The sequence below is a fragment of the Methylomonas sp. LL1 genome (genome assembly GCF_015711015.1).
Taxonomy (GTDB): Bacteria; Pseudomonadota; Gammaproteobacteria; order Methylococcales; family Methylomonadaceae; genus Methylomonas.
The window spans coordinates 4,205,215-4,231,565 of the sequence record NZ_CP064653.1 but is presented as its reverse complement, the minus strand read 5'-3'; the positions used below and the strand labels follow the sequence as shown (position 1 = coordinate 4,231,565).

The following is a 26,351-nucleotide window of genomic DNA, read 5'->3' as shown; positions in this document are numbered from 1 at the left end:
AGCAAACGGGGGATTGCGCGCGGTTTAAGCCTAACTGGTTTTAACAGAATTACAAGTACGATGTAAGTAATTAATTACATTGAGCTTTTTAAGATTTAATCTTTTTTCCTTATAACCCAAAATACCCGGCCGGTATATGACTGTTTGCAACCCACAAAAAGATAAGATCATTATTGTTGCCGAGCACGACAGCGTTTCAGCCCAACAAATCATTTCGACCCTGACAAGCAACGGATTTTCAGACATTCGGCACGTCAACAGCGGCGAAAAAATTTATGAAATCCTGCGGCCCTTCCACGACCAGCCGGAAAGAATCGGGCTGATCGTGCTAAACGACAGCCTGCCTAAATGCCAGCTGCTCGAGATGAGTCAAAGCCTTTCCTGCGCCACGGATGGCTCGGTGATTCCCTTTGTGATTCTGCGATCTTCGGACTCCGCCGATTCCGCCGCCTATTTAGAGCAATGCCAATCCGAAGCAAGCAGTTGCCTGACTTATCAAATCTCCACCCCTGTCGACCCGCAATTATTGCTACTGTCGATTAATTTTTTGATGCGGCTTAAACAGGAACGTTTTTTACGCCATCAACAGGAAGAACAACTGATCAATGAGCTGGCGTCCAAAAGCGTGATCGAAGCCAAGCTCAAATTTCTGGTCGCGCATGACGAGCTGACCGGCTTGTTTAACCGCAACAGTTTCGAACGCCAGCTGCGGTTGATTATGAACCTCAGCAACAAACTCAAAAAAGAAGGGGCATTGTTGTTTATCGATGTCGACCGCTTCAGCTTGATCAACGAGCTGGAAGGGTTTGACGTCGGCGATCGTTTGCTGGTTGAACTGACCATACTGATCCGAAAACTGGTACCGACCAGTAACTTGTTCGCCCGTATCGGCGCCGACGAATTCTGTCTGTTTTTGGAAAACAAGACCAAGAAGCAGGCCTATATCGTTGCCGAAACCATCCGCACCACGGTCGAAAACTTCCGCTTCTTTACCGGTGAAATCTGCTACAGCGCCAGCGTTTCCATCGGCATTACCGCGTTGGATAATTCAATGCCGGCTCAACATCCCGGCGAAATGATTTTGCATAGCCGCCAAGCCTGTAATTTCGCCAAAATCAATGGCCGCGACAAAATCCGGATATATAACCAGGAAGATATCGCGATCAAGGAACGCCGCCGCGATATTTACTGGGTTCCCATCATTCGCAAGGCGTTGCGAGAAAACGACATGTTTTTAATGTTTCAGCCGGTGGTGCAGTTGAATAACGGCGACATTTCCCATTACGAAGTCTTGATCAGGATGCGGGGAGACGAAGGCAAGACCATCACGCCCGATCAATTCATTCCGGTAGCCGAACGCATGGGCTTGATTCACGCCATCGATTTATGGGTGGTGGAAAACGCCATCGATTTTCTGGCCGCCCTGCCTTCTTATATGTCGCGTATTTCGCTGGCGATTAATTTATCCGGCACGGCATTCCAATATCCGGACTTATTGCAGGTAATACGCGATAAACTGGAACTGACCTGGGTCGATGCCGGCCGCTTGACTTTCGAAATTACCGAAACAGCCGCAGTCGACAATTTCGAGCGAACCCGCGACATGATTAATAAAATTCGGGATTTGGGCTGTAAATTCGCCCTGGATGATTTCGGGGCCGGTTTCTGTTCCTTTAATTACCTGAAAACCTTCCCGGTTGATTACGTCAAAATCGACGGTCAATTTATCAAGAATTTGGATAATAACGAAACCGATCAAATTCTGGTGAAATCGATGGTTGAAATCGCCGGCAAACTCGGCAAAAAAACCATCGCCGAATTCGTCGAAACGCCCAATATTGCCCTTAAACTCAAGGAAATCGGGGTTAACCTTGGCCAGGGCTATGCCTTTGGCCGACCGGAACGCACCTTATTGGATAGCCACCAAGTCTCATTGGCGATCTTACTCAACTCCCAGAAACGCCGGCCTATCGATACCGAGTTTTTATAAAAACGACAACCTTTGCATCGATCCATCCCGCCCGATAATCATATCGGCATCAGCCCAGATCAGGCATCCGAACTTAGTCAGCCCGGCTTTCGGCCAATCTCTTCCCCTTCGGTTTTTATTCGCGACCAACCACCAAATTCAGGATTATTCGTGATAAATCCAGTTATTGCCTAGAAATACGGCAAATCACAATAATGGAATTTCTATTGGAGTATTGGTTTACCACCCAAGCATGCTCTGGTATATTCGGATTCGGTGTCAACAATAGTCATCACATTATTCTATCAACTTAAAAATTAAAACAATCAAGGGGAAAGGTTATGGCAGAGCTGCTTTTTATAACGACAACAATATTTGTTGCCTATGTTGTGTTTGTAGTCATCGGAAAAAAAGATAAACCGGAAACCCATCAGTCAGCTCCGGTTACGCCGCCCTCTCCCGCTCCGGTTGCCGCTGCTCAAGCGGAAAAAATACCGACACCACCCGCCGCCGAAAAACCCCTGGCGGCGAAACCGGTAGCAAAAACCCCGGCGGCAAAAGCTTCCCCAGCCAAAACCAAACCCACTGCGGCCAAAAAATCCGCGGCTAGCGATTTACCCTCCGACAGCTTGAAAAACCCCAAAACCGGTGAAGTAGCCAAGCTCCCCGGTAATTATGCTTTTGCCAAACGTTGGATCAAGGAAGCCTTGGTCGAAGAGGGATTGCTGGACAAGATTTACAAAAACACCGAACTGGACTCCGCCACCACGGCCAAAATCCAGGATGCTTTACAGCAGCTAAAGGCAATGGATAAATATCAATAAGGTGATTTTTGAGAAAGCGTGTACTCATTGCCGATGCCAAATATTTTATTCGCTGAGCGGACTTGTGCCGAGCAAAGCCGAAGTAGCTGAAGCGAATAGTTGACTTCGACTCCGCTCAGTCAACGGCAAGTTTCTCGGAGTGGGTAAATTTATTCCCATAAATCGGCTAAGATCTTCCGTCGTTTTAGAGGCTGTTAAAAAACAGCCTCTAAAACGACTGGCCAAATCCACCTGAATTACTCCAACCCCAGTCTTTTCAAGCGGAAAGACAGGGAACGGAAGGTTATGCCCAATTGTTTCGCCGCCGCCATTTTATCCCAGCGGGTTTGTTCCAGAGCCTCGGTCAAAGTCTTTTTCTCTATGTTTTCCATAAAGCTTTGCAGAGATATTCTGTCCGGTTTAACCGCATTAACATCATTTCTAGGCCGTTCACCGCAAATAGGTAAACTCAAATCCTCGACCTCGATCCGATCGCCTTCGTGCAAGGCCAGTGCCCGCTCCAGGATGTTTTCCAGTTCACGTACATTGCCGGGAAAATGATATTGGCCCAGGGCCATCAAGGCGGCTTCGCTCAACTGCGGCACCGCAACGCCATTCATCTTGGCCAAACGTATCAGCAGATGGTTAACAATTTGTGGTATATCGCTAGCTCTGGCTCTTAATGGCGGTAAGTTTAGTTCGATGACATTGATGCGATAATACAAATCCTGCCTGAAACTGCCCTCTTGCACCATTTTCGCCAGATCTTTATGCGTGGCACTAAGTAGACGCACATCCACCGCCAACTCGTGCTGATCACCGACCGGGCGGATTTTTTTCTCCTGAATGGCTCTTAGCAATTTAACCTGCAAATTTAGCGGCAAATCCGCCACTTCATCCAGAAACAAGGTGCCGCCATTGGCGGCCTGGAAAAAACCTTGTTTATCGGCTATCGCGCCGCTGAAACTACCTTTCTTATGTCCAAAAAACTCGCTTTCCATCAGATCATGCGGAATGGCTCCGCAATTGATCGCCACAAACGGCTGCTCAGCCCGTGGGCTTTGCTGATGAATCAACTTGGCCACCAACTCCTTGCCCGAACCCGATTCACCGCTGATGTAAATCGGGGCCTGGCTACGCGCCACCTTTTGAATTTTCGAGCGAATTTCGCGCATCAGCGCCGACTCTCCCAGCAGCGTATCGCGCGTACGCCTTTCCTTTTCCAATCCTCTGGACCGCGAGGTTTGTAGCGCGTTGTTAACCAATTGCCGCAGGGCCGCCAAATCGACCGGTTTGGTCAGAAAATCGAACGCGCCCTTTTTCATGGCCTTGATCGCGGTATCCATGCTGCCGTGCGCGGTGATTACCGCCACCGGCAACAATAATCCCGATTCCTGAATATATTCGACCAAATCCAGCCCATCGCCATCGGGCAAACGCATATCGGTTAAACATAAATCAAAATGCTGACTGGCTAACAGTTGCCGCGCCACCGCCAAGTTTTCCGCGCTACAAGTACGGATATTCATCCTACTCAGGGTAATTTCCAATAATTCTCTAATATCGGGTTCGTCATCAACCACTAAGGTGACAGGCATGTTCATATTTCGATTACCACGTTATCGGCATTCGCCAGCGACAGGGTGAAACAGGTTTTTCCTTGATATTTTGCATAGATCAATTGCGCTTGGTTCAACTCGGCCAATTCCCGAGAAATATAAAGCCCCAGGCCAGTCCCTTGCCGAGAGGTGGTAAAAAACGGCTCGAATAAATGCAGCAATCCTTCCTGATCTATGCCCGGCCCATTATCGATCACCCGAACACAAGGCTCATCCTGTATCCGGTCTGCTTCTATCACAATACGGCCTAACTCCGGTTTGCCGTATTTCAAGGCGTTGACACACAGATTATCCAAAATTTGCTTCAAGTGTCCGGGATCGGCATAGGCATTCAAGCCTTGCTGTTTGAAGACTAACTCAAAAATCCGGCTTTGCTCCGCCGCATGCAGATTTTGTTCTTGAATGAAAACGGGCAGCCATTGATCGAGACTGATACGCTGTTTTTGCGAAGGGTTGCGCCGCGACAGTTTCAAAATATCCTCGATAATGTTGTTGACCCGCTGGCAATGGGTCTGAATGATATTAGTCAGGCGCAAATCCCCCGGCTTTAGCTCCGGCGATTCCGATAGCAGCTGTCCGGCATGGCTGATGGCACTGAGCGGATTACGGATTTCATGGGCAATGCTGGCGGTGAGTCTGCCAAGTGATGCCAGTTTGCTTTGTTGTAGGCGTTGATTGTAAAGACCGATATCTTCAAACAACAGCATATGCAAACGCTCGCTTCCCACCATCAATAGGGAAAACCGTACCTGAATTTCTTCACCGTTTTGCAATTGAATAATCGCAAAATCTTGTTCAGGACTTTGATTCCACAGTAAAAACGCCTGTTGCAATAATGCCGAGACATCGGCCAGATGGGTGGGCGATTGTTTTATCCCGAGCAAACGTAAGGCCGACTGGTTACTCAATACAATAAACTGCTGAGCATCGACGATCATGATCCCCGATTGCAAATGCTGAATAATATAGCGGTTCAGTTCCTCCAGACGGATTATGGTTTGGGCGTGCCGCCTGGCCAGGCTGGCCGATTGTTCAACCCGTTGCGCCAGAATCACCGATATTAATGCAATCGCAAAAAATGTAATACCAAGCAAGCCGGAATAATTCAAGGACGCCAGATCGAAGGCATGCGTCTCTAGCGCGAATATTTCTTCGGCCAGCACCGCCAAACTGGCCAGCGCGGCAAACAACAACGCGCAACGCCCGCCGACCAGCAATCCGCCGGCGGCAATCGAAATAGCCAGTAAACCACCGACTCCGCTACCGACTCCGCCACTGGCATGCATTAATAAAGTAATAAATACAATATCGGTAAAAATAAACAGCTGCGCCAGATGCGTGTAGCCCAGCCAGCGGCGAAAAATAAACGGAACACTCAACAACGAAATCGCCAGATAAGCCAGGCTGGTGACCTGATACAATTGCGCATTGTAAGTACCTAGTGATGACGCCCCAAAACGCAAGAAAGCCAGCATCACGAACAAGCTGGCGCTGATAAATCGATAGATAAAAAATATCTTTAACAACAGCCAAGCTTGGCGGGTGGGGATGCCGTACCCCTTGGAAAACGGGCATGGATATATAGTGTCGGCTTGATTGGGCGGCATGACGCGACTTTTTCGAGTGGGCTAAGTAAACTAGATCATAGCAAACTCTGTTTACACGATTACAAAGCCATTTCCGCGGAGCCAAAATGAACATTCATGAATACCAGGCCAAACAACTGTTTCGCGCGTTCTCGATCCCGGTACCGCAAGGTGGCGTGGCCGATACCAGCGAGCAAGCACAACATGTGGCGCAATCGCTGGCATCTTCGTCCTGGGTGGTCAAGGCCCAAATCCATGCCGGTGCCCGCGGCAAGGCCGGCGGCGTCAAACTCGCCCACAATCCAAGGGAAGTAGCCGACTATGCCGGCACCATGCTAGGCAGCCGGTTGGTAACCCATCAAACCGATGCCAACGGCCTGCCGGTCAATTGCGTCTGGATTGAACAGGCTTCCGCGATCAAAACCGAGTTTTATCTAAGCTTGCTGATAGACCGAGACAGCGAACGACTGGTCTTCATCGCGTCCGCCGCGGGCGGCATGGACATCGAAGCGGTGGCCGCCGAAACGCCGGAGAAAATCATCCGGGTAACCGTACATCCCGCCGCCGGTTTACAGTCCTACCATTGCCGTCAGGTCGCGGCGGCACTGCTGTTGAATAAAGAACAACAAGGCCAACTACAGGCTATCATGACAGGCATGTATGAATTGTTTTGGGCCAAGGATTGCAGCCAAATCGAAATCAATCCGTTGATAGCCACCGAGGAAGGCAATCTGGTCGCGCTGGACGCCAAAATCAATTTCGACGACAACGCCCTGGCGCTGCATCCCGACATTGCAGCGATGCGCGATGCCTCGCAGGAAGACGCCAAGGAAGCCGAAGCCAAGCAATTCGACCTCAACTACATCACGCTGGGTGGTAACATCGGCTGCATGGTTAACGGCGCCGGTCTGGCGATGGCGACCATGGACATGGTCAAACTTAAAGGCGGCGCGCCGGCCAACTTTTTAGACGTCGGCGGCGGCACCAATAAAGATAAAGTCAAGGAAGCTTTCAAACTGATTCTGTCCGACGGCAGCGTCAAAGCCGTGCTGGTCAACATCTTCGGCGGCATCGTCAAATGCGACGTAATCGCCGCCGGCATCCTCGCAGCCGTCGAGGAAATGCATCTGACGATACCGGTGGTCGTTCGCCTGGAAGGCACCAACGTCGAACAAGGTCTGGCGATGTTGAAAAACGCCGGTTTGGGCCTAGTAGCCGCCGAAGACTTGAACAGCGCCGCCGAACAGGCGGTTAAATTGGCGGAGGCCATCGCATGAGTATTTTGATCGATAAAACCACCAAAGTGCTATGCCAAGGCTTCACCGGCAAACAAGGCACTTTCCATTCCGAACAGGCCCTGGCCTACGGCACGCTACTAGTCGGCGGCGTCACGCCCGGGCGCGGCGGCTCCAAACATCTGGACTTGCCGGTATTCGACACCGTCGAACAAGCCGTCAACACCACCGGCGCCACAGCGTCGATGATTTACGTGCCGCCATTTTTCGCCGCCGACGCCATCCTGGAAGCGGTCGCTGCCGGCATTGAACTGATTGTCTGCATCACCGAGGGCATTCCGGTACTACAAATGCTCAAAGTCAAAGCGGCGATGCAAGGCACCAAGGCGTTGCTGGTCGGCCCCAACTGCCCCGGCGTGATCACGCCCGACCAATGCAAAATCGGCATCATGCCCGGCCATATCCACCTGTCCGGCAAGATCGGTATCGTCTCCCGCTCCGGTACCTTGACTTACGAAGCCGTGCATCAAACCACCCGCGAGGGCCTGGGTCAAAGCACCTGCGTCGGCATCGGCGGTGACCCGATTCATGGCATGACTTTCATTGATGTTTTGGCCCGCTTCCAGGGCGACCCGGACACCCACGGCATCGTCATGGTCGGCGAAATCGGCGGCAGCGACGAGGAACGGGCGGCCGAATTCATCAAGGCCCATGTCACAAAACCGGTGGTCGGCTATATTGCCGGCCAAACCGCGCCGCCTGGCAAGCGCATGGGCCATGCCGGCGCCATCGTCACTGGCGGTACCGGTACCGCGGCGGGCAAGATTGCGGCGATGAAATCGGCCGGCATCAACATGGTCAGTTCTCCGTCCGATATTGGGGTGGCAATGCGGCAATGTTTTTAAGCCTCCGACATGCCTACCCTGCTGAATTTAAATGGCTTCAAGTTTTTCTTTTACGCTAACGAACACGAACCCATGCATATTCACATCAGCAAAGGTGATGAATATGCAAAAATTGAATTGGCAACCTTGAAAGTGGCTCGCAATACATTTAAACCTAAAGATTTGAAGCAGGCATTGGACCTCACCCAAACCCATCGTCAAACATTTTTGGAGGCCTGGAATGAATATTTTAGCAAGCGGTAAAGCGGTACGCATAGACAACCAATATTTGCATGTCGAGTTAGCTGATGGCCGCATCATTTCGACACCGCTGGATTGGTACCAAGAACTGCTGACGGCCGACGAACGCGACCGTTTCAATTATCATTTCATCTGTGGCGCAACCGGCATTGAATGGCCGGCACTGGATTATCATCTGAGCATCGAAAGCATGTTGATAGGTGTTCATCACCAAATAGCAGCATAACCTTGCAAAACCTTTTCTAACATGTCGTTAAAAATCGCCCTCGCCCAACTCAATTTCAGCGTTGCCGACATCAAGGCCAACAGCGCCAAGATCATCGCGACGGCTGAACAGGCCAGGCAGCAACAGGCCGACCTGATCGTATTTCCGGAACTGTGTGTCACCGGCTATCCGCCGGAAGACTTGTTGCTGCGGGATGATTTCATTCAACAAACCCAACAAGCGGTTGAGCAGATTGCCGGGCAATCGCACGGCATAGACTTAGTCATCGGCTATCCCCAGCGGCAAGGTAAACAGCTTTATAACGCGGCCGTGGTATTGCATAACGGCCAAGTGATCGCCGAATACCACAAGATCGCCCTGCCCAATTATGGCGTGTTCGACGAGCAGCGCTATTTCACGGCCGGCCAGCAGACTTGCATCTTCAGCGTCAAAAACACCCGGCTGGCATTAACGGTTTGCGAAGACATCTGGCAAACCGGCATCATTGCCAAAAACCGCGCGGACGGAGCAGACCTCATCCTGGCCTTGAATGCCTCGCCGTTTCACGCCGGCAAGATGCAGCAACGGGAAGACATTATTTGCGCCCAAATCAAGGCGGCCGGCGTGCCGTTGGTCTACGTCAATCAAATCGGCGGCCAGGACGAGCTGATTTTCGATGGTGCCTCCTTCGTCGCCGATCAACAGGGGGAGATCGTATTCCGCGCCCCGGAATTTGAAGAACAAATCAGCCTGGTCGAATTTATGGATAAAGTCCCACGCAAGACCGAAATTGCCCCGTTGTATCAACCGGTGATCAGCGAATACAAGGCGCTGGTGTTGGGTATTAAAGACTATGTCCTTAAAAACGGTTTTCAAGGCGCGATTTTGGGCCTGTCCGGCGGCATCGATTCCGCGCTAGTACTGGCCTTGGCGGTCGACGCCCTTGGCGCGGATAAAGTCGAAGCCGTGTTGATGCCGTCGCGTTATACCCAGGACATGAGCAACCAAGACGCCAAGCTGGAAGCCGAAGCCTTGGGCGTCAACTACCATATTCTGCCGATCGAACCGGCCGTAAATGCCTTCAACCAGATGCTGGCACCGCTGTTCGCGGGTTCGAACAGGGATACGACCGAAGAAAACATCCAGGCCCGCTGCCGGGGCGTACTGCTGATGGCGCTGTCCAACAAGCAGGGCAAACTGCTGTTGACCACCGGCAATAAAAGCGAGATGAGCGTCGGCTATGCCACCCTTTACGGCGACATGGCCGGCGGCTTCGCTCCGCTTAAGGACGTGTCGAAATTACTGGTTTATAGATTGGCCGAATATCGCAATACGATTTCTCCGGTCATTCCCGAGCGCGTCATCACTCGCCCGCCGTCGGCGGAACTTGCGCCCGATCAAAAGGACGAAGATTCGTTGCCGCCCTACGCGGTGCTGGACCCGATCCTGGCGTTGTACATCGAACAAGATAAATCCGCCTCAGAAATCGTCGCGCTGGGCTATCCGCTGGCGGCGGTGCAACGCGCGATCAGCCTGGTCGACCGCAACGAATACAAACGCCGGCAGTCGCCACCCGGCATCCGCATTACCCCTAGAGCCTTCGGCCGCGACCGCCGTTATCCGATTTCATCGGCTTATCGCGGCGTAGCCACCCTTGTTGAGGAATAAATCATGAGTCTATTGCGCCCCCTGCTAATTAGCGCCAGCCTGTTGCTGTCCACCACCGGTTTTGCCCGCGAAATCGACGTGCCGGTACCGATGGATTACCGTTTGATTCGCAACGTACTGGTCACCCAATTGTTTACCGGTGAAGGTCAAACCGCCCGTTTGTGGAAGGATGGTAAGGATTGCAGTTTCCTGGATTTATCCAACCCGCAAATCACCGGTGTCGATGGACAAGTGAAGATCGATAACAACGTGCATGCGCAATTTGGCGCCAAGATGGGCGGCAAGTGCATGACGCTGGTGAAATGGAAGGGTATTTTAGAAACGCTGCAAAAACCCACGCTGGATAAAACCGGCAACGTGCTGAGTTTTCCGGTCACCAACACCAGCGCCTTCGATAGCAATGGCCAACAACTCAACATCAACCAACTGCAAGAGTTACTGCAGAAGGTGGTCGCCCCCAAGTTGGCCGAATTTAAAATCGACCTGAACGAATCGCGCGACGACATCGTCAAAACCCTGCTGCCTTACGTGCCGGCCGAAGACAGCGAACAACTGCACGACTCGGTCAACAGCCTACGGTTTAACAGCGTCAAGGCCGACGCCAAAAACATCATGTTGAACCTGGGCTTTAACGCCAATGTAAAAGCTGCCAACATACAACCGGCGGCGACATTCAGCGACAGCGAACTGCAACAATGGCAAGCGGTCTGGCAGGAATGGCAGGCATCTCTGGACAAAGCCATCACCCAAGCTCCGCTGGAAGGCGATTTGGCGAACAGCCGCGACACTTTATTGTCCGTTTTACATAAAGCCGGCGCCGCCTTTGAGCAAGGCTTGACCACCGACCATGCCGAAGGCAGCGATCCGGTGCGGGCCTTCATAAACGAATCTTGGGATGAATTGGCGCCGTTATTGCGCACCGTATCGAAACAACTGCCGGGAGCGGAAGGATTACGCTACCTGACCCTGATCGCCGCCACCGATTTGATGTACGAACTGGAATCGATCGGATCGCCATTCGGCCTGGAAATTTCGGCCAACGGCTTGCGCAAAATAGCCCGCAGCTATATCAGCCATAAGGCTGGGCAGAGTTAACTAGACTATCCCAGGGTTAGGTAATTTAGCCGATCCCTCAACGCTGCCGTTGGCTGAGCGGGCTTATGCTGAGCCAACGATAGTTTTGGCATCAACAATGGGTACAAACTTTGTCAAAGACCTTAATCCGCCGAATAATAATGCATGGCCCCGATCAGCGGGGTTCTTTGATTCAAGGCCAGTTTCACCGACATCTTGCCCAGTAGGGGCTGAAAGCGCCCCTTGGCGCTAAATGCCTGCATGAAAGCGCCGTTTTCCATCGCGGAACGAATCTTAGGGCCAATCCCACCACCGATGAACACGCCGCCGGTGGCAAAGGCTTTCAACACCAGATTACTGGCTTCAGCGGCGTAAATTTCCACGAATAAGCGCACCACTTCTACGCACAAGGCGTCCTCGCCCTCAATGCCCAAGCGCGAAATCACCGCGTTACGATCGACACCACTACCATGACTGGATTCAGCGGCGCTGGGTACGGCCGGACAAGCCGGAGCAAACTGGTTTTCCAGCAAAAAATCGTAAAGATTGCTGAAACCAATGCCGGACAAAATCCGTTCGCAACTGACATGCCGCGGGTATAAACCGCGCAAATAGCGCAGCAATTGCTCCTGCTGGCTGTTTTGCGGCGCAAACGAGCAGTGGCCGCCTTCAGTGGCGATAGGATGATGCCGCCGGCCATCCCAATATAAAATCGCCTCGCCCAGACCGGTACCGGCCGCAATCACCGCGATATTGCCGCTCTGGGGCTCGGCATCGGGATTGAGTTCGATAAAATCGTCTGGATTCAGATACAACATGCCCACCGCCATGGCTTCCAGATCGTTCAGTAACCGGACCCGCTCGGTGCCCAGTTGAACCTTGAGCTCTTCGCCATCCAGAGTCCAGCTGAGATTGGTGGCAAAACAGCGCTGATCGACCACCGGCCCGGCCACGCCGAAGCAGGCCGCGGCTATCTTCGCATTCTCGGGCAAAAACAGCGCCAGAACCTCGTCGAAACTGTCATATTCTCCGCTGGCGAAGGTTTGCTCCCGCACACAGGTCAACAGGCCATCGGCGCCCCTGTCCAATAAAGCTAAAACCGTTTTGGTACCGCCAATGTCGCCGGCAAGAATCATCTCGACCTCGTTTAATGTTGATTGTGATTGAGTAAATAGACCAGCGCATCGAGAATGCCGTTAGCGGCGGCGTGCGGCGGCAATTGATAAAACGCTTGCCAGGCCAGCGACACGCATTCTTCGTAATGATCCCGGTATTGCGGATGCGCCTGCAACCAACTGATGCGCACGGCGTGGCCGATCAGAATATCGGTCACCAGGGTATCGTCGATATACAATTCAGGATTGTTGCGGACGATGGACGCCAACGCCCGCAAGGCTTCCACGCTCAATTGCCGATAAACCGGCGCCTGGATCTTGTTCAGCACATGATTGATGTGCAATCGAAAGCTTTGTTCGCCGGCGGTCATTTGCGCCAACATAATCTCGCTGTCGATCCGGCGCTTGCTGTTGTATTTCTCGCCTATCATCAGACCCTTGCAGTGATGCAACAAATCCCAAACGCCGATAAAAAACGCCTCGTTCTCGCGGCCGACGCTACCTTGCTGTTCACGCCAGGCATACCAATCATCGGCACCGCCGAAGTGTTTCGGATCCATGCTATCCGGGAAACGCCCCCCCCCCAAATCATGCTGTTCCCCGTCGTAGCGCAAGGTTTCCACCAGACCCAACTGCGTTTCGCTGTTACTGTAGTCTTCCAGAGTTTCCCGCACCAATTGCGCCAAGCGATGCGGCGGCAAGGCCAGAATATCGCTAAATGCCGCATCCAACGATGTACTACTCAAGCGCTTTTGCCGGGCAATGATCAGTTGCAGAATATGCCCAACCCGAATGGTATGCATATCGGCAAACAATTCAGGATTCGACTTGATCAGCATCCCCAGGTAAATGATCAATTCCTGAATTAGAATTTGCTGGCTGCTGTCATTGGGGTTGAAGCTACGAATAGTATCCAGAATCTGCCAGGAATCGGTCGGCCGGCGTAAGGTGGCTTTGCCGCTGTAGGAACGTCCCACCGTCAAACCATGCTGGCGCACCAAAATTTCAGTCGCGCCTTGCTCCAGGTTGATGTCGTATTTACCCAGCAAACCGGCGCAGCGCCGCACGATATGCCAAATATGTAAATCGCCGGCTCGGCCGTAGACTTCTTCGAGCAAATCGCCCACCCGGCAAATCAGACCTTGATCGGTGCGCAAACCGGTATCGTGTTCCAGGCCGTAGCGCTGCTCCAACAAGGTCAAAAGCTCCAATTGAGCCTGTAAATTGGGATTGCATTGCAATTGCTGGAGCAACCAATCGTCGTCGGCATTTTCCCACTCGGCCAGCAAATGGCCGTGCAAGGGTTGCGGGGTATCGTCGCCGACCGGCAATAAGCCGACGAACGGCCGTTCCGGCCGCTGCCATTGCACCTTGGAAAAGTTGAAATCATGCAAATAGCCGATTTTTTCCCGGCAGGCGCTTTCCAGGAAACTGTTTAACAAACCCAACCGAATCGGCACACCATTCAGATGGCCGGTTTGCAACTGCTGAATGAATTCCAGCAACACCTGCCGGTCTTCTCCGGCCAGCATGTTATGTTTGATGTTGATCACGACCAGCGGTTGACCGGGTTTGTCCCAATTTCGCGCCAGATAAGCCAGTTCCAGCCGCAAGCGCTGAATCAGCAACTGATTGTCCATCGCAATATAGAATCCCTTCTGGTCCATGAACTGCGGCAGGAACAATAAAGGCTCGCCGGCCAGCACATACAACTTGGAAGTGGCCAATGTCCGCAATTGCCGCAATGGGCGCCCGCTCAAACCGATGCGATCGTTGCGTCCGACCTGGGTGTAAGCGGCCGCCAGTTCGCTGGCGTCGCGCACTTGAATCGGCGCTATCTCGGCCCGGGTCTGACTCGGGATGGCCTGCCGCTTGAGATCGGCCCGCACCGATTCATCCTCGGCCAATAATGCAATTTCCACGCAGGACTGCCGATTGAGTTTGCCGGAGCGATAACGCCCCAACGGATCGACGTCGTCCAGGTCGATAAAGCCGTCCTGCAACAAACATCCCAGAATGAAAAGACTTTGCGCCCATACCAACGGAATATTCTCGTTGGCGACCCGCTGCTGGCTATGCGGATTGGCTTTCTCCGCCGCCACCGACTCGGCCGGCACGATGTAAAGTTCGGGCAGCAACCATTGGCCGTTTTCCTCGACGCGTAGCGCTTCCAATCTCCGCCTATAGTCCAGCGCGGAGGATTTATTGCCATTGAACAAATCATTCAACAACAGATAACAGAAAAACAGCGGCCATTCGCATTCGATATCGGCAAATTGTTTCAACTCGTGCGGTTCGTAATGTAGGCGCTGATGGTCTTCCAGCACGGTTTGATGTCCGTCCAGCAAGAAGCGTTTGCAACCATAGCCGCCCTGTAATTTTTCCACGATCAAACGTTGGGTCCTGTCGCGCAACGCCGGATTATCGACCGCGAACGCCGGAAAACCGGTGACACTCAGCACCGCCGCGTCAACTTCCTTGGAAATCGACTCGCGCGGCAACAACGATTCCAATGTGATGCGAGTGCGGGCGATGTCGTCGCTGACCACATGAATGATCGAACCCTGTCCGCCGTCCTTGCCGAACAAATTGAAATTGGCCATCGCTTCCAACGCGGCCTTGGCCATACCTATTGAACTGGCATTCAACTCGGCGACGCCGTGATTCATTTTGTTGCCACGTTCCCAGATGCCGTAATCCGGGGTGCGATAGGTGCGGCTAATGTAATGCACCAGATTTTGCACGAAGTTGACTTCATCCAGCGTAAACACGATGCGCAGCCCGGAGGCCGTCATCTGCGCCAGCATCAGTAAAAACAGCGAAGTGGCATCCAGCTGTAGATGCCCCCATTCGTGATCGCCCACCACCACCGCGCCTGAATGGGTATCGTATTTGGCATGCAAGGCGTCCATCGGATCCTGGCTGTGCTTGAATTTTTCCACCTTGTCGGCCTGCCGCATCATGGCCGTCAACAGCCCGCGCATCAGCTTGACCACGCTTTGTTCCAGTTCGTAAGTCCGATCCGGACGCAAGCCGCCGCGCCGAGAAGCCAAGGCCAAACCCCAAGCCGCCAATATGCTGTATACGTTGTCTCGCACCCAGGCATCGGTGTAATTGCCATGCGTGGTGACCGCGGTACTGGCCGGCAGCAATCCAGTCACCCAATCCTGCCGATTCAGGATAATGCCTTGCACCTGCCGATAATAATCGTCCAGGCTATCTTGAGCCGACTTTTGGGCCGGATTGGGCGTTGGGACGTATTGCCTGAAGAATTGTTTGAACATGGCCAGTGATGTACTCATGCCTTAGGTAACGTAACACCCAGCTGTCCTTGGTATTTACCGCCCCTATCCTTGTAAGAGGTTTCGCACACTTCGTCGCCGCCGAAAAACAGCATCTGCGCCACGCCTTCGTTGGCGTATATCTTGGCGGGCAGCGGCGTGGTGTTGGAAAACTCCAGCGTCACATGGCCTTCCCATTCTGGTTCCAACGGCGTGACGTTGACGATGATGCCGCAACGGGCATAAGTCGACTTGCCCAGACATACCACCAACACATCGCGCGGAATCCTGAAATATTCCACCGTGCGGGCCAAGGCAAAGGAATTGGGCGGGATGATGCAAACATCGGATTTGACGTCGACAAAACTGCCTTCGTCAAAATCCTTGGGATCGACGATGGTGGAATTGATGTTGGTGAAAATTTTGAATTCATTGGAACAGCGTACGTCGTAACCGTAGCTGGAGGTGCCGTAGGAGATGATACGGCCTTGATCGGATTCGCGCACCTGACCGGCTTGAAACGGTTCTATCATGCCGTGTTGCTCGGACATGCGGCGTATCCATTTGTCTGATTTTATGCTCATGTGGCTTATTGCGTTATTAGATGAAAACAGGTTGTCAAAATAGCATAAAAATGCGGCCTATTCCCTTGTTGATCGAACCAATAGGCTATCCAGCCTATCCCAAAACGCTTGCCGGGCGGCAATATCCCGCACCGCACCATTATTGCTCAATTCCACCGCATATTCGCGCTCCCCGGCGAGCAAGGGTTCGCTGGCTGCTTTTAGCATACGCAGCACCGCTAGATCGGCTTCAGACGCATCGTTTCGGCGCTGATTTACACGTTGTTCTTGCAAGGCCTCGTCCACGCTGATGGCTAAAATCGCAAACGGCAATTTCAATTCGTCCGCCAAACTTTTAAACTGCTCTCGTTCCCGCTGTTTTAAAAATGCCGCATCGACGATTACACTAAAACCCGCTTGCAGAATCGCGCGCGCCAGCATCAATAAGCGTTGATAAGTACGCACTGTCGCTTCGGCGCTATAAATACCACCGTCCAACGCCGATCCGCTGGATTGATGAGCTTGCAAGCCGAACAAGCGCTTGCGTTCGACATCGGATCGGATACGAATGACTTGGCGCCGCTCTAATACGATTTGCGACACCGTGGTCTTACCGCAGCCCGGCGGACCGTAAGTAATGATTAAGCCCGGCCGTTTAGGCGAGTAACATCGTTCAGCCAAGTCCAAATAGCGTTGACCCGCGGCCAAGCAAGCTTGCTCGCCGAGCTGCGCGGCCCGAATCGCCGTGACCTTGGCCATCACCATGGCCCGATAGCCCAGATAAAAATTCAGCACGCCCAAGCCGGCATAATCGCCGCTGATTTGCAGATAAGCATTAACAAAAGCATAGGCCAAATCGGGACGCCGGCGTTGCTGCAAATCCATGATCAAGAAAGCAATGTCGTTAATCACGTCTATCCAGCGCAGCGAGGGATTGAATTCGATACCGTCGAACGGTGTCGGGCTGCCATCGATCAACACGATATTACCCAGATGCAAATCGCCGTGACACTCTTTGACCATGCCCGACTCCAGCCGCCGCTGGAACAGCGGCAGACAACGGGCATATTCGGTTTCACTGGCGGCCCTCAAGCCGGCCAGTTGCTCGGCATATTCAGCATTCAGCAACCCGGCCAATTGTTGAAAATTCTGCCGGGCCGGCAAGGCAATGGACTCCGCGTCCCCGTAGCCGGCATCGATGGCGGCCGGCGGTAAATCGGCATGAAATCGGGCCATGGTCTCCGCCAAACTATCGATATGCCGCGTCGTCAATCCGTCCCGCGCCAACAGATGATCCAATAATTGGTCCTCGTCGAAGCGCCGCATTTTCACCGCGTATTCGATGGCCGGCTCGGCGCCGAATACCGGCCGCTCGGAGCTGCCGCCCATACCGACCACATCCAGGTAAAGTCCATCCGCCAGCCGCCGATTCAACCGCAGTTCTTCGTGACAAAAAAACTTCCGACTGGATAATCGGGTGAAATCCAGAAACCCGAAATCGACCGGCTTTTTGATTTTGTAGACATATAGGCCGGCCAGCAATAGCCAGGAAATGTGCGTTTCGATTAATCGCACCGGCTCGGCCGGCTCGGGATAACGGGCCGGATCAAGCAACGCCTGGATTAATGTGCAATCAAGGTCGCGGTTTACCATCGGTGTTAGGAATGTTTTCGATTCAATGAAACGCCCTCTCGGTGTGTTGCCGGATTCTGGCAGAATATCCGCGAATAGTGAAATCGGCGACCTACCTACATATCATCGTCTGCTAAAAAACTTGTTTACAAAACAAGACGACCGGTCGCATAATTTAGCCATGCCGAAATTACAGCCCAAACAAATCAAAAAAGATAAACTGCTGGATCAGGGTGTCAGCTTGTTGCTGGAAAAAGGCTATCACGCCACCGGCCTCAAACAAATTCTGGACACGGTGCAAATCCCCAAGGGCTCTTTTTATACCTATTTCGACAGCAAGGAACGCTTCGCGGCCGAGGCGATCAGCCATTACATCGAACCGTTTATTCATCGCCTGTCGGTGCATTTGCAAAACCCCGAACTGGACGGCCTGGCGGCATTGAAAGCGTATTACACCGAACTGATAGCCGAAGTAGCAAAAAGCGGTTTCAAGGGCGGCTGTTTGCTGGGCAATTTGATGGGTGAGATCGGCGACACCAGTCCGTTATGCCGCGATGCCTTGCTGGACGCCGTGGAGCGTTACAGCAATTTGCAGCAAACCGCGCTGGAACGCGGCCAACGGCAAGGCAAGGTACGGCTGGATCGCTCGGCGAAGAGTATGGCGGATTTGATGCTGAATGGCTGGCAAGGGGCCTTGTTGCGAATGAAAGTCGAACAATCGGTGGAGCCTTTGCAGGCGGTTTGCCGGGATTTGTTGGATGATTATTTTAGGGCTTGAAGCCGCCAGGAATTTCCCTTGTTGCAGGAGCTTGGTGCGCGATGCACACCCTATACTAAGGCTAAGAACCATTGCATGTACTGAACACAGTGAGTCTCACTCGTGCCCTGGGTATTTCGCGGCAGATGCGCCTCCTATCGTCGGTACCTCCTACAACAATGTAAATAACCGCTGCCTTTCCGGCGGCTTTTTTAGAATCGACCGAATAGACGACCGGTCATTTATCAGGAGATCATCATGCCCAAATACATCATCGAACGCGATATTCCAGGAGCCGGTAAACTGACCCAGGCCGAACTGCAAGGCATATCGCAAAAATCCTGCGGCGTGCTGCGCGACATGGGGCCGCGCATCCAATGGCTGCACAGCTACGTTACCGGCGATAAAGTCTATTGCATCTACATCGCCGACAGCGAGCAGGCGATACGCGAGCACGCCGAACAAGGCGGTTTTCCGGCCAATCGCATCGAACAAATTACCACCATCATCGATCCGACCACGGGCGATTGATACCACACCGCCGTAGGATGTGCTGAACGCAGTGAAGCGCATCGATAGCGAACGATGCGCCTCCTAAGGTCGGAACATCCTACGGGTAATAACCATAACATCTCGGGGGAGAACTCTCATGACATTCAAACTAACTACCTTCACCGCCGCGCTATTGCTCGGCAGCGCCAGCCTGTCGGCCAGCGCCGACGAAACCTGTGCCTCGCCCTACATGGCTAAGATCACGGGACAAGAAGACTTCGTCTATATCTGGACCTTGGGCATGGAAGGCCTGGGCGACGAGCAGGACAAACTGGTCACCGTCGATGTCAATCCAAAGTCTCAAAAGTACGGTAAAGTCGTCGGCAGCCTGTCGGTCGGCGGTCGCAACGAAGCCCACCATTCCGACTTTACCGACGACCGTAAATTTCTGTGGGCCGGCGGCCTGGATACCAACAAGATTTTCATCTTCGACGTCGCCACCGACCCGGCCAAACCCAAACTAACCAAAACCATCACCGATTTCGTCGCCAAGAGCGGCGGCGTGGTCGGCCCGCACAGCTTGTACGCCTTGCCGGGCCGGATGATCATCACCGGCCTGTCCAACAATAAGGATCACGGCGGCCGTACCGCGATTGTGGAATACAGCAACGCCGGCGATTACATCGCCACCTACTGGCTGCCGACCGACAGCAACCTGCAAGGCGCGATCAAATCCGGCAAATACGCCGACGGCTACAACTACGACGTGCGGGTATTACCGCGCAAAAACCTGATGCTGACCTCGTCATTCACCGGCTGGTCGAACTACATGATGGACTTCGGCAAAATGTTGAACGATCCTGAAGCGATGAAGCGCTTCGGCAACACCGTGGTGCAATGGGACTTGCACAGCCGCCAGCCGAAAAAAGTCTTCGACGTACCCGGAGCTCCCTTGGAAATCCGCTGTGCCTGGGCGGAAGAGCATAACTACTGCTTTACCAGCACCGCGCTGACCTCAAAAATCTGGTTGATTCATCAAGATGAGAAAGGCGAATGGCAAGCCAAGGATGTCGCCGACATCGGCGAACCGGCCAAAATCCCGCTGCCGGTGGACATTTCCATTTCCAGCGACGACAAAACCTTGTGGGTCAACACCTTCATGGATGGCATGACTCGCCGCTTCGACATCAGCGACCCGTTCCATCCCAAGCAAGTGTTCGAGCAAAAAATCGGCGCCCAGGTCAACATGGTGTCCTCGAGTTGGGACGGCAAGCGCTTGTATTACACCTCGTCGCTATTGGCTAACTGGGACAAGAAGGGCGCGGATAACGAGCAATACTTCAAGGCATATAACTGGGATGGCAACAAGTTGACCGAGCAGTTTTCGATCGACTTCAACAAGGAAAAACTGGGTAGGGCGCATCAGATGCGGTTTGGAGCATATTCGTTGTACGGCATTTCACCTAACACTCCGCCAACCCTCAAATAGACTATAAGCACAAAGCCCCGCGGAACGGTACTAGACGCTCCGCGGGGCTGCACAATTATGGAGATTTAAGTTTGTTAACCATGATGGGGTTAGCTATTTGCCTCACCCATCACGGTCAGCCGCTCAATGCCCCGCATGTGACGGTGGCTTATCGGTGACATCGGTTCTACGCAGAATAAAGCGATCAGCCTCTTTGCCGGAGATACGGTTGCCATTTTTATCGAGTTGAATCAGCACGTTTTCGCCGACAAAATATTGCTGCGAAGTGGTGCCCTTGCGAGGTGTTAGAACGATCGTATTGGCTTTATCGCCCCAAGTGAATTTGCCTTTTTCCACAAACTCCCTCTCCGACTTGCCAAGGTACTGGGTGATCAGAACATAACTACTATTTTTGTTTAAAGCCAGCGTGGTTTTAACACCCACACAATCGGCGCATGGGGTAAGACCATTGTAAATACCCGGCCAATCCAGGCTATTGTGCGCATGATGATCCTTATCCTTGGTCTCGGCTGTTTCGGCCATCACCGGGGAAACCGAGAAAAAAGCCAGCAACAGAACAACAGTCAGAGTTCGTTTAAAGGGTTGTCTAAATGTCCGCATATTTGCTCCTCGGCAAAACGACGATAAAGGAAAATAGGATGGGAGAACACCGCGACCCCCTGATTTCGAGAGCTTCGCTTGCATACCCTAAATAACCTCGATCATCGAACAACTAGCCCGATAACCGACTCACTTCATCCCACCTGCTTATTGTGGCATAGCTGGCCGGTTGCCGGCTGTTTTATGTTGGCGCCAATACCCGGTTGCACAAGCTTTAGGCTGGTTTTCGGACGTTTCAAGGGTCATGTAGCGATTAGGCCCGGGCGGCTCGTCAATTAACCAGCCCCCCTTGTTCTCGATCAGGCTTTGCGGCGGCCGGCGAAACCGAGGCCGGCGATGGCGCTGACAAACAAATAAAACGCACCAGGCAAGGGAACCAGGGCAGTATCGATCGGGCTCATATGCCAGGCCAATGAGTAATCCCAGCTAAAATTGCCGGCTTCGCCCGACTTGACCAATAATTGATAACTATGCCCCATTGCCAGGGTCAACCACAGGTTTTCGGTGTTATCGACAGCGCTTTGCGAGAAGGCCGTCATGATTCCATCCGTGACGTCGAACAATTCCAAATTCAGATCGTGCAAGGTAGTCGTTAAACTTGCATTGTTCGAAATACCGATATTCCATACCAGGGAAGCGGTCAAACTCAAATCCGTTTCCGCATCGAATTTATAGGTGGCTGTTTTATTACTGCCCGCATCACCGCCAAAGCTGGCATCGTAATCAAAGCCATACAAACCTATCCGTCCAGCGTCGGCCAGATTGTCTTCGGCACTGTCCTGCTCACCGGCCGCGATGATTCGATAGCTATGCAAAATATTCAGCTGCCCGGCGCCGAATCGATCGTCCAAGCCGTTGTCGGTCTGATGGCCGCTGCCGCGGTAATCGGTGATATTGACACTAGTGGAACTGTTGTCTGTCACCCGGTCGGCGCCCGCCATCAGCGCGGCCTTGATGGTTTCCGAACGTTCGGCGTTGTAAACCGTAGCGCCGATGTCGGCCGAGCCGTTGGAAAGACTAGCCCCGCCGGCATGTCCGGTTTCGACCAATATTGCGGCAGCTGCCGAAACAATAGGCGTGGCGGAGCTGGTGGTAGTCTGGGGTGCAACTAGATCCGGACGTGTTCTATTATTTGAGTAAACGGCGTCGACAGCATCGGAACCACGGTCTTGTCCGCCGTCGGTCCTGCCGACGGCAATCACATTGTAGGCGCTGCCGATCAGCGGATTAGTACTGACGCTGTTGGCCATGCCAACCACCTGAATATATTCATTGTGCTGCACTTGCCTATCGACCAGCCGCAAAATATTGCCGGTATCGGTAGTCGTAGCGCCATTACCGACCCAACTGTGATTGGCTATCCTACTGGTATTAACGCTCGCGCTGCTTACGATACTTTTGATCCATTCGTTGGCTTCATAGCTGGTGATAGTGTCGATGCCGTAAGCCATCGCATTGTTGCCGTAAAAAAGCGAAGCGACGCCGGTGGCATGGCTTGAGGCGGATGTACTGGCTACCCCCGGAAAACTGAAGGTTTTGCCGGCAAACTGCGAATCGTTGATATCCGGCGCATAAATCGGGTAGCCCTTTTCGCCGTCCTTAACCGTGGATGCCTCGACCTGAGTCACATTGACGCCGGCGCCGGTCGGCATGTTCAAACCCAATTGTTCGGCCAGAGCAGTGTAACCAATATCATCTTTATAATCGGCAAAAACCGCGGGTGTCCAACATAGAACCGGAATAACACAAAGCCAGTTTTTTTTTGTTATTGTCATGATGTTCTCTGAAATTAGGTTGTTAAATTGATTCCCGCTTCTATTTGGGTTCTTATGCTCGCGCTTTAAGTTCAAAGGCTGGAAATTTTGCCATGACCGTAGACCGGCAAAGTTATTGGGCCAAATATGTTTTAGCGGCATTATCCCCCCACTCCACGGCGTGAAACATACCGACCATTATTAGAGCGGTTATCACATCGACAATCCATTGCCCTTTTAGGCGAATCGGCTTACCGGAATCAGCCATTTCCCGGCAATTATAGTCAACAAACCGCAAACCCACGCTAGGCAAACAAAAACCCGGATCAATTAAATAAGGCAATGATGGCCAAATTTTTATCCAAAATCCACTGCTGAAATATTTTACCGTTTGAGGATGAATCGATTATGGAAGCTCTGTTGGACTGTTGCATACTTGGCTCTAAGCCCGCTCAGGACTAAAACTAGCGCGTTATCGGCAGGCTTAGACACCGTATTCCCCTGATTGCAAGGGTTGTTTTCTAGCGACAGGAGCAATATAGGGTTTATAATCCTCCGCTTTGAATTCACTCACACACTGGAAGTATCATGCTGGGTAAGCTGGTTAAATTGGTAGTTGGTAGCCGTAACGACAGGCTGATCAAGAAAAAACGCAAGCTGGTCAAAAAAGTCAATGCCTTGGCCACCGAATATGAAAAGCTGTCCGACGAGGCCTTAAAAGCCAAAACACAAGCCTTTCGCGACCGGCTGGCTCAAGGCGAAAAACTCGACAACCTGATACCCGAAGCCTTTGCTCTGGTGCGTGAAGCCTCAACCCGCGTATTCGGCATGCGGCATTTCGATGTGCAGTTGATCGGCGGCATGGTCTTGCATAGCGGCAAAATCGCCGAAATGAAAACCGGCGAGGGTAAAACTCTGATGGCGACGCTAGCCGCCTACCTGAATGCCTTGCCGGGACGCGGCGTGCATGTGGTAACCGTCAACGATTACCTGGCCCGACGCGACGCCGAAACCATGGGCAAGCTCTACGGCTTCCTGGGGTTGACTACCGGCGTAATCGTCAGCGATCTGGATCACGATCAGCGCAAAACCGCCTATGCCGCCGATATTACCTACGGCACCAACAACGAATTCGGTTTCGATTATTTACGCGACAACATGGCGTTCAGCCTGGAGCAAAAGGTCCAACGCGACTTGCATTTTGCGATTGTGGACGAGGTGGATTCGATTTTGATCGACGAAGCCAGAACGCCGCTGATCATTTCCGGACAAGCCGAAGGCAGCACCGAAATCTATCTAAAAACCAACCGGATCGTTCCCTATTTAACCAGACAGGAAAAAGCCGACGATCCGGAAAAGCAGGATCAAATGCCGGGCGACTATTTCGTCGACGAAAAATCCCGCCAAGTGCATTTAACCGAGGCCGGCTACGAGCGAGTCGAGCACCTGCTGGCCGAACAAGGCTTGATCCAAGAAGGCACGGCGCTGTACGATCCGGCCAATATCCGTCTGATGCACTATCTAAACGCCTCATTGCGCGGACACGTACTGTTTCAAAAAGATGTCGATTATGTGGTCAGAAACGATCAGATCATCATCGTCGACGAATTCACCGGACGGATGATGACCGGCCGGCGCTGGTCCGAAGGCCTGCATCAGGCGATAGAAGCCAAGGAAGGAGTGACTATTCAGAACGAGAACCAAACCCTGGCCTCGATCACCTTCCAGAATTATTTCCGCTTGTATACCAAACTGTCGGGCATGACCGGCACCGCCGATACCGAAGCCTTCGAGCTGAACAAAATCTACGGCCTGGAAGTAGTGGTGATCCCGACCCACCGGCCGATGATCCGCAAGGACATGGGCGACTTGGTCTATCTGTCGGCGCGGGAAAAATACAATGCGGTGATCGAGGACATCAAGGATTGCCATAAGCGCGGACAACCGGTGTTGGTGGGAACCACCTCGATCGAGAAATCCGAGCTGATTTCCGGCTTGTTGAATCAGCACAATATTCCGCATGAAGTGCTGAATGCCAAACAACACGAACGCGAGGCGCATATCGTCGAAAACGCCGGCATGCCGGGCGCGGTCACCATCGCCACCAACATGGCCGGCCGCGGTACCGATATTGTACTGGGCGGCAATCTGAGCGCCGAACTGGCCGCATTGGGCGAGGAAGCCAGCGACGCCGAAAAAGAGCAAGTGCGTGGCGCTTGGCTGGATAGGCACGAGCAAGTCATCGCCGCCGGTGGTCTGCATGTGATCGGCTCCGAGCGGCATGAGTCGCGACGGATCGACAACCAGCTCAGGGGCCGGTCAGGCCGCCAGGGCGACCCGGGTTCCTCGCGATTTTATTTGTCTTTGCAAGACGACCTGATGCGGATTTTCGCCTCCGAGCGGGTGGCAGGCCTGATGCAAAAACTGGGCATGGAAGAAGGCGAAGCCATTGAGCATCCTTGGGTGACGCGCTCCATCGAGAGCGCCCAGCGCAAGGTGGAAGGCCGCAACTTCGATATTCGTAAGGAAATTTTGGCCTACGACGACGTCGCCAACGATCAGCGTAAAGTCATTTACGCGCAACGTAACGAACTGATGGCGGCCGAGGACATCAGCGACATCATTTCCGCAATACGCGCCGACATCATCAACGATGCGATCACCCAGTTCATTCCACCCAAAACCATGGAAGAACAGTGGGACATTCGCGGCCTGGAATTGTATCTGCAACAAGACTTGAATCTGCAGTTGCCGATTGCCGAAATGCTGGATCAAGACCGTAATTTGAACGAAGCCAAATTACGCAAATTAATCGTGGAAAAAGCCGAGCAGGACAGCAAGGCCAAGGCTGACAGCATCGGTACCGACGTGATCAGACACTTCGAAAAATCGGTGATGCTGCAAGTCTTGGACAATAGCTGGAAAGAACATCTGGCGGCAATGGATCAACTGCGCCAAGGCATCCATTTGCGCGGTTATGCGCAGAAAGACCCCAAGCAGGAATACAAGCGCGAAGCGTTTGAAATGTTCAACAGCCTGCTGGATCACCTCAAATCGGAAGTCGTGACCATTTTGGCCAAGGTGCAAGTCTCCCGCGAAGAGGATGTGCAAGCGATAGACGAGCAACGGCAAGCGCCGATGGAAATGCATTACGAACATGCCGAGGCCCATTCGGCGTTTGAACAGGAGCAGGAAGAAGCCGCCGCCGAACCTATCGCCGGCGAGCAACCCTTTATCAGAAACGGCCATAAGGTTGGCCGGAATGATGCCTGCCCATGCGGATCGGGTAAAAAATACAAACATTGCCATGGCAAATTGAGTTAAGCCTTTTTTGGAAATACACTTACCCAACACTGGAAATTCG

20 protein-coding genes are annotated in these 26,351 nt (G+C 52.7%); 12 read left to right on the top strand and 8 right to left on the bottom strand.

Annotated features, from left to right (window positions below; genetic code table 11):
* Window positions 1-136: 136 nt before the first annotated feature.
* A complete protein-coding gene (locus IVG45_RS19790) occupies window positions 137-1,990 on the top strand; it encodes an EAL domain-containing protein (RefSeq protein WP_196435478.1) in 1,854 nt (617 codons plus the stop codon).
* A 320-nt stretch (window positions 1,991-2,310) separates the two neighbouring features.
* Window positions 2,311-2,793 carry a hypothetical protein gene (locus IVG45_RS19785; RefSeq protein ID WP_196435477.1) on the top strand — a complete coding sequence of 161 codons (483 nt, stop codon included), beginning with the start codon at window positions 2,311-2,313 and terminating at the stop codon, window positions 2,791-2,793.
* Between the two features lie 236 nt (window positions 2,794-3,029).
* Here the strand turns inward: IVG45_RS19785 and IVG45_RS19780 are convergent, their stop codons facing one another.
* Both IVG45_RS19780 and IVG45_RS19775 read right to left on the bottom strand, forming a co-directional pair.
* The gene (locus IVG45_RS19780) at window positions 3,030-4,376 is read right to left on the bottom strand and encodes a sigma-54-dependent transcriptional regulator (RefSeq protein WP_196435476.1); all 1,347 of its coding nucleotides are present in this window, start codon (window positions 4,374-4,376) and stop codon (window positions 3,030-3,032) included.
* Window positions 4,373-5,998, bottom strand: coding sequence for a sensor histidine kinase (locus tag IVG45_RS19775; RefSeq protein ID WP_196435475.1), 1,626 nt, complete (start codon window positions 5,996-5,998; stop codon window positions 4,373-4,375). The genes IVG45_RS19780 and IVG45_RS19775 overlap by 4 nt, the downstream gene beginning before the upstream one ends.
* Before the next feature lie 86 nt (window positions 5,999-6,084).
* Here IVG45_RS19775 and sucC point away from each other — a divergent pair, with 86 nt between their 5' ends.
* From sucC to IVG45_RS19745, 6 genes are read left to right on the top strand one after another with little or no spacing between them, the layout of a single operon-like run.
* Window positions 6,085-7,254: an ADP-forming succinate--CoA ligase subunit beta gene (gene sucC, locus IVG45_RS19770; protein WP_196435474.1), complete on the top strand. Its 1,170-nt coding sequence runs from the start codon at window positions 6,085-6,087 to the stop codon at window positions 7,252-7,254.
* Complete coding sequence (gene sucD, locus IVG45_RS19765; RefSeq protein ID WP_196435473.1) at window positions 7,251-8,117, top strand: succinate--CoA ligase subunit alpha; 867 nt, start codon at window positions 7,251-7,253, stop codon at window positions 8,115-8,117. The genes sucC and sucD overlap by 4 nt, the downstream gene beginning before the upstream one ends.
* A 9-nt stretch (window positions 8,118-8,126) precedes the next feature.
* Window positions 8,127-8,360 carry a DUF4160 domain-containing protein gene (locus IVG45_RS19760; protein ID WP_196435472.1) on the top strand — a complete coding sequence of 78 codons (234 nt, stop codon included), beginning with the start codon at window positions 8,127-8,129 and terminating at the stop codon, window positions 8,358-8,360.
* Complete coding sequence (locus IVG45_RS19755) at window positions 8,338-8,583, top strand: DUF2442 domain-containing protein (protein WP_196435471.1); 246 nt, start codon at window positions 8,338-8,340, stop codon at window positions 8,581-8,583. Before IVG45_RS19760 ends, IVG45_RS19755 begins: the two co-directional genes overlap by 23 nt.
* A 21-nt stretch (window positions 8,584-8,604) precedes the next feature.
* A complete protein-coding gene (locus IVG45_RS19750) occupies window positions 8,605-10,230 on the top strand; it encodes an NAD+ synthase (protein ID WP_196435470.1) in 1,626 nt (541 codons plus the stop codon).
* A gap of 3 nt (window positions 10,231-10,233) precedes the next feature.
* Window positions 10,234-11,325, top strand: coding sequence for a hypothetical protein (locus IVG45_RS19745; protein ID WP_196435469.1), 1,092 nt, complete (start codon window positions 10,234-10,236; stop codon window positions 11,323-11,325).
* Between the two features lie 122 nt (window positions 11,326-11,447).
* On the opposite strand, the gene glk is transcribed toward IVG45_RS19745, so the two are convergent.
* Genes glk through IVG45_RS19725 form a run of 4 tightly spaced genes read right to left on the bottom strand, consistent with a single transcriptional unit; the run spans window position 11,448 to window position 17,916 of the window.
* Window positions 11,448-12,440, bottom strand: coding sequence for a glucokinase (gene glk / locus IVG45_RS19740; protein ID WP_196435468.1), 993 nt, complete (start codon window positions 12,438-12,440; stop codon window positions 11,448-11,450).
* A gap of 11 nt (window positions 12,441-12,451) precedes the next feature.
* Window positions 12,452-15,721, bottom strand: coding sequence for a glycoside hydrolase family 15 protein (locus IVG45_RS19735; RefSeq protein WP_230874667.1), 3,270 nt, complete (start codon window positions 15,719-15,721; stop codon window positions 12,452-12,454).
* A complete protein-coding gene (gene dcd / locus IVG45_RS19730; protein ID WP_196435467.1) occupies window positions 15,718-16,284 on the bottom strand; it encodes a dCTP deaminase in 567 nt (188 codons plus the stop codon). The genes IVG45_RS19735 and dcd overlap by 4 nt, the downstream gene beginning before the upstream one ends.
* 57 nt (window positions 16,285-16,341) lie before the next feature.
* On the bottom strand, window positions 16,342-17,916 hold the full coding sequence (locus IVG45_RS19725; RefSeq protein WP_196435466.1) for a bifunctional aminoglycoside phosphotransferase/ATP-binding protein: 1,575 nt from the start codon (window positions 17,914-17,916) through the stop codon (window positions 16,342-16,344).
* 160 nt (window positions 17,917-18,076) lie between these two features.
* On the opposite strand from IVG45_RS19725, the gene IVG45_RS19720 reads away from it, so the two are divergent.
* The 3 genes from IVG45_RS19720 (at window position 18,077) to IVG45_RS19710 (ending at window position 20,633) form a co-directional block, all read left to right on the top strand.
* Window positions 18,077-18,673 carry a TetR/AcrR family transcriptional regulator gene (locus IVG45_RS19720; protein ID WP_196435465.1) on the top strand — a complete coding sequence of 199 codons (597 nt, stop codon included), beginning with the start codon at window positions 18,077-18,079 and terminating at the stop codon, window positions 18,671-18,673.
* Window positions 18,674-18,910: 237 nt separating this feature from the next.
* The gene (locus IVG45_RS19715) at window positions 18,911-19,183 is read left to right on the top strand and encodes a DUF4242 domain-containing protein (protein WP_196435464.1); all 273 of its coding nucleotides are present in this window, start codon (window positions 18,911-18,913) and stop codon (window positions 19,181-19,183) included.
* Window positions 19,184-19,301: 118 nt separating this feature from the next.
* Window positions 19,302-20,633 carry a selenium-binding protein SBP56-related protein gene (locus tag IVG45_RS19710; RefSeq protein WP_196435463.1) on the top strand — a complete coding sequence of 444 codons (1,332 nt, stop codon included), beginning with the start codon at window positions 19,302-19,304 and terminating at the stop codon, window positions 20,631-20,633.
* A 123-nt stretch (window positions 20,634-20,756) separates the two neighbouring features.
* On the opposite strand, the gene IVG45_RS19705 is transcribed toward IVG45_RS19710, so the two are convergent.
* Window positions 20,757-21,233, bottom strand: a complete 477-nt coding sequence (locus IVG45_RS19705) for a copper resistance protein NlpE (RefSeq protein ID WP_196435462.1) — start codon at window positions 21,231-21,233, stop codon at window positions 20,757-20,759.
* 299 nt (window positions 21,234-21,532) lie between these two features.
* Window positions 21,533-23,008 carry a hypothetical protein gene (locus IVG45_RS19700; RefSeq protein ID WP_196435461.1) on the bottom strand — a complete coding sequence of 492 codons (1,476 nt, stop codon included), beginning with the start codon at window positions 23,006-23,008 and terminating at the stop codon, window positions 21,533-21,535.
* A 567-nt stretch (window positions 23,009-23,575) separates the two neighbouring features.
* Here IVG45_RS19700 and secA point away from each other — a divergent pair.
* Entirely contained in the window at window positions 23,576-26,311 is a 2,736-nt protein-coding gene (secA, locus tag IVG45_RS19695) for a preprotein translocase subunit SecA (protein ID WP_196435460.1), read from the top strand.
* Window positions 26,312-26,351 lie beyond the last annotated feature (40 nt).